Origin of the sequence: Pseudomonas oryzihabitans (genome assembly GCF_032027545.1) — a bacterium.
GTDB lineage: Bacteria > Pseudomonadota > Gammaproteobacteria > Pseudomonadales > Pseudomonadaceae > Chryseomonas > Chryseomonas oryzihabitans_F.
The window spans coordinates 32,357-46,344 of sequence record NZ_JAVSJB010000019.1 but is presented as its reverse complement, the minus strand read 5'-3'; the positions used below and the strand labels follow the sequence as shown (position 1 = coordinate 46,344).

Below are 13,988 nucleotides of genomic sequence, written 5' to 3'. Positions count from 1 at the left end.
TCGACATGGCCGACTATACCCCGCCGCTTCGCGACATCCGTTTCGTGCTGGATGCCGTCCTCAAGGTCAAGGAGCGCTGGAGCCAGTGGCCCGCGCTGGCCGAGGTGGTCGACGGCGAGACCGCCGATGCCATCCTCGAGGAAGCCGGCAAGCTGTGCGCCCAGGAGCTGGCGCCGCTCAATCGCAATTCCGACGAGGAAGGCTGCCACTGGAAAGACGGCGAGGTGACCACGCCCCAGGGCTTTCGCGCGGCTTACCAGGCCTTCGCCGAGGGCGGCTGGGTCGGCGTCGGTGGCGATCCCGAATACGGCGGCATGGGCATGCCCAAGGTGCTCACCGCCCAGGTCGAGGAAATGATGCACGCCAGCTGCCTGGCCTTCGGGCTCTATCCGATGCTCAGCGCCGGTGCTTGCCTCGCCCTGCACGCCCATGGCAGCGAGGCGCTCAAGCAGGCCTACCTGCCCAATCTCTACAGCGGCCAGTGGTCCGGCTCCATGTGCCTGACCGAACCCCATGCCGGCACCGACCTGGGCCTGATCCGCACCCGTGCCGAGCCCCAGGCCGACGGCAGCTACCGCGTGACCGGCACCAAGATCTTCATCACCGCCGGCGAGCACGACCTGACCGAGAACATCATCCACCTGGTGCTGGCCAAGCTGCCCGATGCGCCGGCCGGCTCCAAGGGCATCTCGCTGTTCCTGGTGCCCAAGATCCTGGTGGACGAGGCGGGCAATCTGGGCGAGCGCAACGCCGTGGCCTGCGGCTCCCTGGAGCACAAGATGGGCATCAAGGGCGCGGCGACCTGCGTGATGAACTTCGACGGCGCGGTCGGCTACCTGGTGGGCGAGGTCAACAAGGGCCTGGCCGCCATGTTCACCATGATGAACTACGAGCGGCTGGGCGTCGGCATCCAGGGCCTGGGCTCCAGCGAGCGTTCCTACCAGAACGCCCTGGCCTATGCCCGCGAGCGCCTGCAGAGTCGTTCGCCCACCGGCGTCCAGCAGCCGGCCAAGAGTGCCGATCCGATCATCGTCCATCCCGATGTTCGTCGCATGCTGCTGACCATGAAGGCGCTCAATGAAGGCGGCCGCCTGTTCTCCAGCTACGTCGCCCTGCAACTGGACACCGCCAAGTACAGTCCGGAGCCGGCCGAGCGCGAGCGCGCCGACGCCCTGGTGGCGCTGCTCACCCCGGTGGCCAAGGGCTTCCTCACCGACCTGGGCCTGGAGCTGTGCGTGCATGGCCAGCAGGTGTTCGGCGGCCATGGCTACATCCGCGAATGGGGCCAGGAGCAACTGGTGCGCGACGTGCGCATCACCCAGATCTACGAGGGCACCAACGGCATCCAGGCACTCGACCTGGTGGGGCGCAAGCTGGCCGGCAGCCGGGGCGCGCTCTATCGTCCCTTCAGCGAAGAGGTCCATCGATACCTCGCCAGTCTGCCGGCGGATAGCGAATTCGCCGCCCCACTGCGCCAGGCGCTGGATCGGCTGGACGGCGTGACCGAATGGCTGCTGCAGGCTGGCGCCGCCGATCCTCAGCAACTGGGTGCCGCCTCGGTGGATTACCTGCACCTGTTCGGCTACGTTGCCTACGGCTATCTCTGGACACGGGCAGCTGCTGCCGCGGAGCAGGAAGACGCCCTCTTCGCCGAGGCCAAGCTCGCCACGGCACGTTTCTATTTCGCCCGCCTGCTGCCGCGCACCCTGAGCCTCGAGGCTGCCGTGCGCAGCGGGGCGCAGCCGCTCTACGCCCTGGCTGAGGAGGCGTTCTAACCGATTGACACGCAAGGCAAAAAGCGTATCCGTGTAAGCCTTGGCTTACATGATGTCACCGTGATACGCCATCGCCTATCCGTGCCGGGCTGCGTAATCTACACCCATCGGATCGCGGTACAGGATGTACCCAGCGCTCCAGATGACTTCAAGGAAATGTGGCCAGGATGGCCCCCCGGCAAGGATGTCGGGCAGAGACTCTCAGGGATAGATGGCCAAGGATTGGCGGCCCGACAAGGATGTCGGGTTAAGTCTGCGAAACCCCGCTTCGGCGGGGTTTTTTATTGCCTATCGGAACCTGATTCAGGCCGTACCAGTCTTAGAGGCATCTTCTTGTCTGCCCTGTACTGGAGCCTGAAATGGACCTCATCCGCCTGATCTTCGCCATCATCCTGCCGCCCGTGGGTGTCTTCCTCCAGGTCGGCTTCGGCGGCGCCTTCTGGCTGAACATCCTGCTGACGCTGCTGGGCTACATTCCGGGTATCATCCACGCGGTTTGGGTGATTGCCCGTCGCTGATACGAGGCGCCAAGGTCCTCGTCCCGTCTGAAGCCTGCCGCTGGCCCGCGAGCTGGAGCCAACCGTGATGAAGGCACCGATGGTCGCCAGCGCTGTACCGGCTACAGCGAGGCGCCTGTGGTCGTGCACCGCGCGTCTAGCCTGCCGGGCAGGACGGCTGCGCTGCTTTGGATCGCGCTCCGATCAGTGATGGCACTCTCCCGCAGGTGGAGGCTCTGCCGTCGCCGCTCGTTTCGTCCTGTACAAGGCTTTCAGATCCCATGAATCGCGAGTCGCTTCTCGATCAGACGCACTTCAGCAAGATACTCAAACGCAATCTGACCCTGCCCCTGGGTATCGGCGTCTTCAGCGCGATCTTCTTCATCGCCATCATTCTCTATCTGCTGCGGGTGACTCAGTGGGTGGAGCACACCGACCGTGTCATCAGCCAGGCCAACGCCAATTTCCGCCTGGTGGTCGACCTGGAAACCGGCATGCGCGGCTACCTGCTCAGCGGCAACACGAGCTTCCTGCAGCCCTACGAGCGGGCCCTGCCCCAGGTCGAGCCGCAGCTCGATGAACTCAAGGAGCTGGTCAGCGACAGCGCGGTGCAGGTGCGGCGCCTGGAGCGCATCCAGGCCACCCACCGCGACTGGCAGCAGTACGCCGCCCAGGTCATAGACGCGCGACGCACCGGTGGTGATTTCCAGACCTCGCTGAACGATGGCCAGGGCAAGAACCGCATCGACAGCATCCGCCGCGACTACACCGATTTCATCGCCTACGAAGAGCAGATGCGCGCCGAGCGCACCGAGACCGCCAGCCGCATGACGGTGGTCTTCGTCGTCGCCTTTCTGGTGGTCAGCCTGCTGCTCTCGGCGGTCATGGCGTTCTTCGGCCGGCGCGAACTGCTGGGGCTGTCCGCGACCTACAACCGCCTGCTCGACCAGCAGGCCGAGCACACCGAGAATCTGGAGCGGCAAAGCTGGTTCCGCTCGGGCCAGAATCAGTTGTCGGAAGCCGTCATCGGCCAGACGGCGCTGGGGGCCCTGGGGCAGAGCATCCTGCAATTCCTCGCGCGCTACCTGGGCGCCGCCGCGGGCGCGCTCTATGTGCGCCTCGACGACGGCAGTCTCGAACGAGTGGCCGACTACGCCCTGGACGACGAGGGCCGGCGGCGTCGCCAGCGCCTGGCGCCGGGCGAGGGACTCGCCGGGCAGGCCGTGCTGGAGGGGCGCAACGTGGCGCTGGACCAGTTGCCGGCCGACTATCTCAAGGTCAACTCGGCGCTGGGCGACCGCGACGCCAGCGCCGCGCTCATCGTGCCCATCGAGAACGATGGCCGGGTCAATGGCGTGATCGAGCTGGGCTTCCTGCGTGGTCTGCGCCCGCAGGACGAAGAGCTGCTGACGCTGATCGCCGACTCCATCGGTTCCTCGGTGGAGGCCGCGCGCTATCGCGAGCGACTGCAGCAGGTGCTGGCGGAAACCCAGCAGCTCAACGAGGAACTGCAGGTGCAGCAGGAAGAGCTGCGCACGGCCAACGAGGAATTGGAAGAACAGTCCCAGGCGCTCAAGGAGTCCCAGGTCCATCTGGAGCAGCAGCAGGCCGAGTTGGAGCAGACCAACGAGCAGCTGTCGGAACAGGCCCAGGAGCTGCTGCAGCAGCGCGACGTGTTGGACGACCGCAACAACCGGCTCAACGAGGCGCAGGAGATGCTCGAGGAGCGCGCCCGCGAGCTGGAGCGCGCCAGCCAGTACAAGTCCGAATTCCTGGCGAACATGTCCCACGAGTTGCGCACGCCGCTGAACAGCTCGCTGATCCTGTCCAAGCTGCTGGCGGACAATCCCGCCGGCAACCTGAGCGACGAGCAGGTGCGCTACGCCGAATCCATCTATTCGGCGGGCAACGACCTGCTCACCCTGATCAACGACATCCTCGACATCTCCAAGGTCGAGGCCGGCATGCTGGAGATCCGCCCGGAGCAGGTGTCCCTGCGCCGCCTGGTGGAAAGCCTGAAGACCGCCTTCGAGCCGGTGGCCCAGAACAAGGGCGTCGCCTTCGTGGTGGAGCTGGATGCGCGCATGCCGCCGGCCTTCTACAGCGATCGCCAGCGGGTCGAGCAGATCCTCAAGAACCTGCTGTCCAACGCCTTCAAGTTCACCGAGCACGGCCAGGTCAGCCTGCGCCTGTCCCTGGAAGACGGCCAGCCCAGCTTCGCGGTCAGCGATACCGGCATCGGCATCGCCGCCGAGCAGCAGGAACTGATCTTCGAGGCCTTCCGTCAGGCCGACGGGGCCATCACCCGGCGCTACGGTGGCACCGGGCTGGGGTTGTCGATCTCCCGCGACCTGGCGCTGCTGCTGGGTGGCACCCTGAGCGTCACCAGCCAGCCGGGGGAGGGCAGTACCTTCACCCTGCGCCTGCCGCTGGAGTACCAGGAGGCCACCGCGCCCGCGCTGCCGGACAGCGCCCCTGGCGTGGCTGTCGCGCCGGTTGCTCCGCCCGCGCCCCTGGCCGCCCTGGCTGCCACGCCGCGTCTGCCCTCGGCGCCACCGATCACCGAGGCGGCGGCGCCAGTCGGCACGGCCTTCGCCGACGACCGCGACAGCTGGCCCTATCCGGATCGCCGGGTGCTGGTGATCGAGGACGAGGTGCCCTTCGCCCAGATCCTCTTCGATCTCGCCCACGAGCTGAAGTACAGCTGCCTGGTCGCCCATCGCGCCGAGGAAGGCTTCGCCGCCGCCCTGGAGTACCGCCCCGACGCCATCCTGCTGGACATGGGCCTGCCGGATCATTCCGGCCTCACGGTGCTGGAGCGGCTCAAGGAAAATCCGCTGACCCGGCACATCCCGGTGCACGTGGTCTCGGCCTCGGATCGCGTCGAGACCGCCATGCACATGGGCGCGGTCGGCTACGCCATCAAGCCCACCACCCGTGACGAGCTCCGCGAGGCCTTCACGCGGTTGGAGGCCAAGTTCGCCGCCGGCATCAAGCGGGTGTTGCTGGTGGAGGACGACGCTCGGCAGCGCGACAGCATCGCCAAGCTGATCGGTGACGTGGACGTCGAGATCACCGCCGTGGAAATGGGCAGCCAGGCCCTGGAACTGCTGCGCGTCGAGGTCTACGACTGCATGGTCATCGACCTCAAGCTGCCCGACATGGAAGGTGGCGAATTGCTCGAGCGCATGGCCAGCGAGGACATCTGCTCCTTCCCGCCGGTGATCGTCTACACCGGGCGCAGCCTGTCGCGCGACGAAGAAGCCACGCTGCTCAAGTATTCACGCTCCATCATCATCAAGGGCGCCCGCTCGCCGGAGCGCCTGCTCGACGAGGTGACGCTGTTCCTGCACAAGATCGAAGCCGACATGCCACTCGATCGCCAGCGCATGCTGGAAAGCGCCCGTAGCCGAGAAAAGGCCTTCGACGGCCGCACCCTGCTGCTGGTGGACGACGACGTGCGCAACATCTTCGCCCTCACCAGTGCCCTGGAGCAGAAGGGCGCCAAGGTGGAGATCGCCCGCAACGGCCTGGAGGCATTGGAGAAGCTCGACAACAGCGACACCATCGACCTGGTGCTGATGGACATCATGATGCCGATGATGGACGGCTATGAAGCCATGCGCGAGATCCGCAAGCGCCCGCACATGAAGAAGCTGCCGATCATCGCCATCACCGCGAAGGCCATGAAGGACGACCAGGAGCGCTGCCTCGCTGCCGGAGCCAGCGACTACCTGGCCAAGCCCATCGACCTGGATCGGCTGTTCTCGCTGATCCGCGTCTGGATGCCGTCGCTGGAGCGGCTGTAGGTCATGAGCGAGCGGCTGCAGGACATCGAGCTGAGGCTGCTGCTGGAAGGCATCTTCCTGAGGTACAGCCACGACTTCCGCAATTACTCCAAGGCCTCGCTCAAGCGCCGGGTGCTGCAGGCGCTGGCGCGCTTCGACTGCCCGAGCATCTCGGCGCTACAGGAGCGGGTGCTGCGCGATCCGGCGCTGTTCGCCGAGCTGCTGCAATTCATCACCATTCCAGTGAGTGAGATGTTCCGCGATCCGGGCTATTTCCTCGCCCTGCGCGAGCAGGTGGTGCCGGTGCTGCGCACCTATCCCTCGCTCAAGGTGTGGATCGCCGGCTGCAGCACCGGCGAGGAAGTCTTCTCCATGGCCATCCTGTTCCAGGAGGAGGGCCTGCTCGACCGGACCCTGTTCTACGCCACCGACATCAATCCGCGCTCCCTGGAAAAGGCCCGCCAGGGCATCTTTCCGCTGGAGAAGATGCGCGCCTATACCGCCAGCTATCAGCGCGCCGGTGGCTCCCGGGCCTTTTCCGACTACTACACCGCCGCCTACGATGGCGCCCTGTTCGACAAGTCGCTGATCGCCAACGTGACCTTCGCCGACCATAGCCTGGCCACCGACAGCGTCTTCTCCGAGACGCAGCTGGTGTCCTGCCGCAACGTACTCATCTACTTCAACAAGAATCTGCAGAATCGGGCGCTCGGGTTGTTCCACGAGTCCCTGAGTCACCGCGGCTTTCTCGGCCTGGGCAGCAAGGAGTCGCTGGACTTCTCCGCCTATGCCAGCCACTTCGAGCCGGTGGTGAAGCAGGAACGACTGTTCCGCAGGCTCTAGCATGTTCCCGCCCTTGAAGCCGCTGCGCCTCATCGTCATCGGAGCCTCCGCGGGTGGGCTGCAGGCGCTGTTGCGTCTGTTCAGCGGCCTGCCGGCCAGCTATCGCCTGCCGATCGCCGTGGTGCTGCACCTGCCCGACGACCGCGCCTCGCGACTGGCCGAATTGTTCCAGGCGCGGCTTGCCCTGCGCGTCCGTGAAGCCGAGGACAAGGAGGCTATACTGCCGGGCACCCTGTATTTCGCGCCGCCGGGTTATCACCTGCTGGTGGAGGACGACCTGAGCCTGTCGCTGTCGCGCGACGAGCCGGTGCAATTCTCCCGGCCGTCCATCGACGTGCTGTTCGACAGCGCCGCCGACGCCCTGGGCGAGCAGGTCTGCGGCATCCTGCTCACCGGTGCCAACCACGACGGTGCCAGCGGGCTACATGCCTTGAGTCGCGGCGGTGGCGTCACCGTCGTCCAATGCCCGCGCTCGGCCGAGGTTCCGACCATGCCCGAGGCGGCGCTGAAGAGATTCCACCCGGATTTCGTGCTGGATGTGCCGGGCATCCATCAACTGCTCATCGAGCTGGAACGCGACCATGGCTGAAGTACCCGTCGAACAGGCGAAGCTCCTGCTCGTAGACGACCTGCCGGAGAATCTTCTGGCCCTGGAAGCCCTGCTGCGCAGCGAGGCGCTGGAGATCTTCCAGGCCGGCTCCGCCGAGGCGGCGCTGGAGCTCCTGCTGATGCACGAATTCGCCCTGGCGATCCTTGATGTGCAGATGCCGGGCATGAACGGCTTCGAACTGGCGGAGATGATGCGCGGCCTGGAAAAGACCCGGCACATCCCCATCGTCTTCGTCAGCGCCGCCGGCCGCGACCTGAACTATGCCTTCAAGGGCTACGAAAGCGGCGCGGTGGATTTCCTGCACAAGCCCCTCGATGTCCATGCGGTGAAGAGCAAGACCCGGGTGTTCGTCGACCTCTACTGGCACCGCAAGCGCCTGGCCGAGCAGTTGGTGGCCCTGGAGCAGAGCCGCCAGGAGCAGGAGGTGCTGCTCGCCGAGTTGCGCCAGACCCAGGTGGAGCTGCAGCAGGCGGTGCGCACCCGGGACGACTTCATGTCCATGGTCTCCCACGAACTCAAGACCCCGCTCAACACCCTGATGCTCGAGGCCCAGCTGCGCCGCATGTACCTGGACAAGGGCAAGCTGGAGGCCTTCACCCCCGACAAGCTGGCCGGCATGGCCGAGCGTGACGAGCGCCAGATCCAGCGCCTGGTGCACCTGATCGACGACATGCTCGATATCTCGCGCATTCGCACCGGCAAGCTCTCCATCCGCCCCTCGCAGTGCGATCTGGCGGCCTTGGTCAACACCGTGGTGGACAGCTTCGCCTCGCAATTCGCCGCCGCCGGCTGCCCGGTCGAGCTGCACGCGGAAGGCCCGGCGCCGGGGTTCTGGGACGAATTCCGCATCGAGCAGGTGATCACCAACCTGCTGACCAACGCCATGCGTTATGGCGCAGGCCGCCCGGTGCAAATCAGCCTACGCAGTGACGGTGCCGAGGTGGAGTTGAGCGTCAAGGACCAGGGCATCGGTATTCCGGTGGAGCACCAGGCGCTGATCTTTCGTCAGTTCGAACGAGCTACCGGCACCGAAAACATTGCCGGTCTGGGCCTCGGTCTTTACATCGCCGACCAGATCGTCAAGGCGCACCGTGGCAGTCTGCACGTGGAAAGCATCGCGGGGCAGGGGGCGACGTTTCGCCTGCGGCTGCCCTGTCTGCCTGCGTCGGTGAGCGTCGCCTGAGTCTGGGGTGAAGTAATACTCGCCTTGGGCCGAGCGTGGCTTCACCGCTGCCTCGGCCGAGCGTTGGGCGGCATTGACAGGATACCGGGCAGCCGCGAGAATCCAGAAAAGAGGTGGGATGTCGTACCTCTTGCCAGATAACTCCATAAGAAGGCGCCCGTCATGTCCGAAGTCCAGTCTTCACCCTTCCATCGTCTGCTGCTGACCGGTGCCGCTGGCGGTCTGGGCAAGGAGCTGCGCCAGCGGCTCAAGCCCCACGCCAAGATCCTGCGCCTGTCCGACATCGCCCCGATGGAACCCGCTCAAGATGCGGCGGAAGAGGTGGTCACCTGCGACCTGGCTGACAAGGCCGGCGTCCACGCCCTGGTGGAAGGGGTCGACGCCATCCTGCACTTCGGCGGCATCTCCACCGAGCACGCCTTCGAACCCATCCTCGAGGCCAATATCCGTGGCACCTTCAACCTCTATGAGGCGGCGCGGCGTCACGGCGTGAAGCGCATCGTCTTCGCCAGCTCCAACCATGTCATCGGCTTCTATCGCCAGGACCAGCGCATCGACGCCAGCGTGCCCCAGCGCCCGGACAGCTACTACGGCCTGTCCAAGGCCTTCGGCGAAGATCTGGCCAGTTTCTATTTCGACCGCCATGGCATCGAGACGGTGAGCATCCGCATCGGCTCCTCCTTCCCCGAGGCGCAGAACCGCCGGATGCTCGCCACCTGGCTGAGCTACGCAGACCTCACCGACCTCATCCTGCGCAGCCTGACCACCCCCGACGTCGGCCACACCATCGTCTACGGCGCCTCCAACAACCGCGACAGCTGGTGGGACAATCGCCTGGCCGCGCACCTGGGCTTCCAGCCCAAGGACAGCTCCGAACCATTCCGCGCCAAGGTCGAGTCCCAGCCTCTGCCGGCGGCGGATGATCCGTCGCGGGTCTACCAGGGCGGCGCCTTCGTCGCCACCGGCCCCTTCGACGACTGAGATGCCTGCAATGACTGCCGAACTGCTCGTCGATGCCCGCAACGCTACCGGCGAGTGTCCGGTCTGGCAGTTCGCCGAACAGGCGCTCTACTGGGTCGACATCCCTGCCAAGCGCCTGCATCGCTGGACCCCGGCCGGTGCCCTGGACAGCTGGAGCGCGCCGGAAATGCTCGCCTGCATCGCTGCCCGCGCAGACGGTGGCTGGCTCGCCGGCCTGGAAAGCGGGCTCTTCGCCCTGCAGCCCGAAGCCTCCGGCGAGCTGAGCGGCGAACGCCGGGTCACCCTCGACCATGCCCAGCCGTCCATGAGATGCAACGATGGCCGGTGCGACCGCCAGGGCCGCTTCCTGGTGGGCACCATGGTGCAGGACATGGCCCAGGGCATCGCGGCTGGCCGTCTCTACAGCCACACGGCAGGCGAGGGCGCCCGGCTGTTGCTGGACGACCTTATCGTCCCCAATGGCCTGGCCCTGAGTCCCGACGGCCGCATCCTCTACCTGTCCGATTCCCACCCCAGCCGGCAGCTGATCTGGGCCTTCGACTACGACCCGGATACCGGCACACCCAGCAACCGACGGCTGTTCGTCGACATGAACGCCCATCCCGGCCGGCCCGATGGCGCCGCGGTGGATGTCGACGGCTGCTACTGGATCTGCGGCAACGACGCCGGCCTGATCCACCGCTTCACCCCGGATGGTCGCCTCGACCGCTCCCTGGCCGTGCCGGTCAAGAAGCCCGCCATGTGCGCCTTCGGCGGGTGCAACCTGGACACCCTGTTCGTCACCTCCATCCGCCCGGGCGGCGATCTCAGCGACCAGCCGCTGGCGGGTGGATTGTTCGCCCTGAACCCTGGGGTGCAGGGGCTAGCGGAGCCGGCTTTCCGCGGTTAACCAGGGGCAACTCCAGAGGTATGGCGGCGAGGACGAGACCTCGCCCTGATCGGTGTCCAGTAACGTCGGGACACCGGTTGTCATGGTTTTGTCATCTTCTTTGCCGGGCACGGCGGCCAAGCGGCTTATAATCCAGTTTTACTGCCGTACCGCGCCGCCATGACGACACTGCCCGCCCACCGTCCCACTGTCCGTTACTACGGCCTGGAATGGCTGAGATTCCTCATGGCGCTGTACATGGTCGTCTACCACCTGGGCGGGCTCTACAGCGATCTACCGGATGCCTTCCGCCGCCTGGCCGGCATGGGCTTCTTCGCCACCAGCACCTTCTTCCTGCTGTCCGGCTTCCTGCTGGCCCACGTCAGTCTGGATCGCCAGGGCGCACTCAAGGGCAGCTCCCGCGGCTTCGTGCTGCGCCGCCTGTGCAATCTCTATCCCATTCACCTGCTCACCCTGCTGGTGGCCCTGGGCCTGGCCTATTGGCTGTCCCAGGACTCCTGGCTGGAGCACGGGGTGCCGGTCTACTACAACCAGCACCCTTACCTGCACCTGGAGGAGGGTAACGAGCTGGAGGAGATGTTGCCGCTCTCCTGGCTGGCCGCCACCACCCACGTGCTGCTGCAACTGCTCCTGCTGCAATCCTGGGAGCCGCGCTTCCTCTGGCTCAACGGCGCCGCCTGGTCGATCTCGGCGCTGCTGTTCTTCTACCTGCTGTTTCCGTTGCTCGGCCCGCGCCTGATGCGCCTGCGTCGCTGGGCCCTGGCCGCCGCCACCCTCTGGGGCCTCTATCTGCTCGGCCCGCTGCTGGCCACCTGGGCCCAGGCCTTCGACACCGTCACCGTGGGCGTCATCCACCGCAATCCGCTGATCCGCCTGCCGGAATTCCTGCTCGGCATCCTGCTCTATCGCGCCATGCAGGAGCCCTGGGTGGCCGAGACGACCCAGCGCCTGCGCGTACCCCTGCTGCTATTCGGCCTCACCGGCCTGTGGCTCGGCGCCCTGCTGCTGGAGGGCGATGGTCGTCGCTGGTTCTACCTGGTCCACAACGGCTTGCTGACGCCCTTCCAAGCCGCGGTACTGCTGGCCTGCGCTACCTTCGGCGAGCCCGGCCGCGCCGGTGTGCGCCGCCTGGCCCGGCGCCTCGGCGAGGCCTCGCTGTGTATCTTCGCCGTCCATACCCCACTGATCGGCGTGCTCGAACCCTGGACCCGCACCCTGCTGGGCTGGATGCACCTGGCCGGCGACAGTCTCGAAGACCTGGCCGAAGACGTCGGCGAGGCACTGGCACTGCCCATCCCCATACCCGGCTGGATGCTGCCGCTGCACCTGGCGCTCATCGTCCTCCTTGGCTTGGCCATGCAGCGCTGGGTAGCCGGCCCGTTGCGGCGCTGGCTGCAGGCCCGGCTGCCCAAGCTTTAACTTACATAGGCTAGGCGCTTATTAAGGTTTGATGAGTTATCCTTTAATAAGCCGATTGCTTATTAACGGATAATGCCATGCGAAAGCAGGATTTGAGTCCCGAGCGCCAGGCCTGCCTGGTTCGCTGTCCAGACTATCCCCATTGCCACGCGCTAGTGCCTCCGCCCGTGCCGCGTCGGTTGCCTAGCGGGGCCAAACTGGACCGCGCCTTGCAGGACGCCAAAGAGGCTCTGGGTATGCTCAAGATTTCCAGCCAACTGCTGCCCAACCACGACCTGATCACCCGTACCCTGGCACGGCGGGAAGCGGTACACAGCTCGCAGATCGAGGGCACCCGCACGCAGCTTCCTGAACTGTTCGAGTATGAAGTGACGGGTGGCGAGGGCTTGCCCGCCGATGCGGGCATTACCCAGCGCTACGTGCAGGCGCTGGAATTTGGGCTTGCCAGCTATCGCCAACAGGGCAGCCGAGCGGCCTTGGATGAACGTCTGGTCAAGCAACTGCATGCAGAACTGATGCATGACGCTGGGGAAGCCTATCGACCAGGTGAATACCGTCTCACTCAAGTCTGGATCGGCCAGGGCCGACGGATCGAGGATGCCACCCTCGTGCCGCCGCCACCTGAATACCTAGCGGATTGTATGGCTGCCTTCGTGCGCGATGTGCTGCAGTACACGCCTGGTGAGGACGAACAGGGTGAGCTCTCCATCGTTGCGCAGTTGGCTCTCGCGCATGCCCAGTTCGAGACCATCCACCCCTTCGTCGACGGCAATGGGCGGGTTGGGCGCCTGCTGTTGCCATTGCTGCTGGCCACCGAGGGTTATCCACCGCTGTACCTCTCCGGCTTCCTGCTACGTAATCGGCGGGACTACTACGATACCCTGGCGGCTACGCAGCTTCGTGGCGACTGGGCTCCCTGGTGCACCTTCCTGGCCGAGGCTGTCACCCATGCCTGTCGCTCCGCCTTAACCATCGCCCAGGATATGACGGCGATGGAGCAGCGCTGGCAAAAGCAACTCGAAGCGCTCGGATTACGCCGTGACGCTGCGGCGCTCAAGCTGCCCCGCCTACTACTGGCCCAGCCGGTCGTGACCGTGCGCCAGGTACAGCTATGGCTCGGCGTGTCCTTTCCAACGGCCAACAAGGCCTTAGAGATTCTGGTCAACTGCGGCATCCTTAGCGAGCCGGCGCAGCGTCGCCATCGGGTCTACCATGCTCGCGAGTTACTCGACCGGTTGAGCCAGGATTAACACCTTAAGATCGCCTTAAGCCTGCCCGGCTAGCCTCGCCGCAGGAATCCGCAGCGGAGCTGAGCCTTGTCCAGCGAATACGAAGTCCACGGCCCCCACGATCACGAAGTGGAACACGCCGCCCACGGCGCCCAGCACCGCGATAGCCTTACCGGCCGCATCGCCGTCACCACCGCCATCCTGGCGACGCTAGGCGCCCTCTGCGCCTACCAGGGCGGCAACGCCGAGAGCCTGGCGCTCTACTACAAGAACGAAGAAGCCATCGCCAAGACCGAAGCCGCCAACCAGTGGGGCTACTACCAGGCCAAGGGCGAAAAACAGAATCTCGCCGACCTAGGTGCCGCCCTCGCGACCAACCCCGACACCGCCCAACGCTTCACCCAGGACAGCCAACGCTACGCCCAGCAAAAGGCCGAGATCCGCACCAAGGCCGAAGCCCTGGAAGTGAAGGTACAAGCCAACGAATCCCTGAGCGAAACCCAACTCCATCGCCACCACCGCTGGGCCCAGGCCACCATGCTCATGCAGGTCGCCATCTCCCTGGCCGCCATCACCCTGCTGACGCGGCGCCGCTGGCTGCAGGCGGCGGTGTATGGCGTGGCGGGGGCAGGGGTGGTGGTTGGGGTATTGGCGCTGTTGCATGTCTAGTCATCAAGGCATTGCCAGATAGCGACCGTCAGGCGGCTCTCAAAGAGAGAACAGCCTGCTAAGAGCGATAGAATTAGCTTTACTGGGCTGTCGAGTTCTGTATAC

The 13,988-nt window shown here is 65.6% G+C and carries 11 protein-coding genes; all 11 read left to right on the top strand.

Annotated features, from left to right (window positions below; all coding sequences use genetic code 11):
- Nucleotides 1-5: 5 nt before the first annotated feature.
- The 11 genes from RND78_RS22805 (at nt 6) to RND78_RS22755 (ending at nt 13,883) form a co-directional block, all read left to right on the top strand.
- The gene (locus tag RND78_RS22805) at nt 6-1,775 is read left to right on the top strand and encodes an acyl-CoA dehydrogenase C-terminal domain-containing protein (RefSeq protein ID WP_312732273.1); all 1,770 of its coding nucleotides are present in this window, start codon (nt 6-8) and stop codon (nt 1,773-1,775) included.
- A 359-nt stretch (nt 1,776-2,134) separates the two neighbouring features.
- Nucleotides 2,135-2,293: a YqaE/Pmp3 family membrane protein gene (locus RND78_RS22800; protein WP_007159763.1), complete on the top strand. Its 159-nt coding sequence runs from the start codon at nt 2,135-2,137 to the stop codon at nt 2,291-2,293.
- Between the two features lie 260 nt (nt 2,294-2,553).
- Nucleotides 2,554-6,081, top strand: a complete 3,528-nt coding sequence (locus RND78_RS22795) for a response regulator (RefSeq protein WP_312732272.1) — start codon at nt 2,554-2,556, stop codon at nt 6,079-6,081.
- 3 nt (nt 6,082-6,084) lie between these two features.
- A complete protein-coding gene (locus RND78_RS22790) occupies nt 6,085-6,903 on the top strand; it encodes a protein-glutamate O-methyltransferase CheR (protein ID WP_312732271.1) in 819 nt (272 codons plus the stop codon).
- A 1-nt stretch (nt 6,904) separates the two neighbouring features.
- The gene (locus tag RND78_RS22785) at nt 6,905-7,492 is read left to right on the top strand and encodes a chemotaxis protein CheB (protein WP_312732269.1); all 588 of its coding nucleotides are present in this window, start codon (nt 6,905-6,907) and stop codon (nt 7,490-7,492) included.
- A complete protein-coding gene (locus RND78_RS22780) occupies nt 7,485-8,696 on the top strand; it encodes a hybrid sensor histidine kinase/response regulator (protein WP_312732267.1) in 1,212 nt (403 codons plus the stop codon). The genes RND78_RS22785 and RND78_RS22780 overlap by 8 nt, the downstream gene beginning before the upstream one ends.
- 162 nt (nt 8,697-8,858) lie before the next feature.
- On the top strand, nt 8,859-9,677 hold the full coding sequence (locus RND78_RS22775; RefSeq protein ID WP_312732265.1) for an NAD(P)-dependent oxidoreductase: 819 nt from the start codon (nt 8,859-8,861) through the stop codon (nt 9,675-9,677).
- A 10-nt stretch (nt 9,678-9,687) separates the two neighbouring features.
- Nucleotides 9,688-10,566, top strand: a complete 879-nt coding sequence (locus RND78_RS22770; protein WP_312732264.1) for an SMP-30/gluconolactonase/LRE family protein — start codon at nt 9,688-9,690, stop codon at nt 10,564-10,566.
- A 159-nt stretch (nt 10,567-10,725) separates the two neighbouring features.
- On the top strand, nt 10,726-11,985 hold the full coding sequence (locus tag RND78_RS22765) for an acyltransferase (protein WP_312732263.1): 1,260 nt from the start codon (nt 10,726-10,728) through the stop codon (nt 11,983-11,985).
- Between the two features lie 77 nt (nt 11,986-12,062).
- Entirely contained in the window at nt 12,063-13,235 is a 1,173-nt protein-coding gene (locus tag RND78_RS22760) for a Fic/DOC family N-terminal domain-containing protein (protein WP_312732262.1), read from the top strand.
- Between the two features lie 66 nt (nt 13,236-13,301).
- A complete protein-coding gene (locus RND78_RS22755) occupies nt 13,302-13,883 on the top strand; it encodes a DUF4337 domain-containing protein (RefSeq protein WP_312732261.1) in 582 nt (193 codons plus the stop codon).
- Nucleotides 13,884-13,988: the final 105 nt, after the last annotated feature.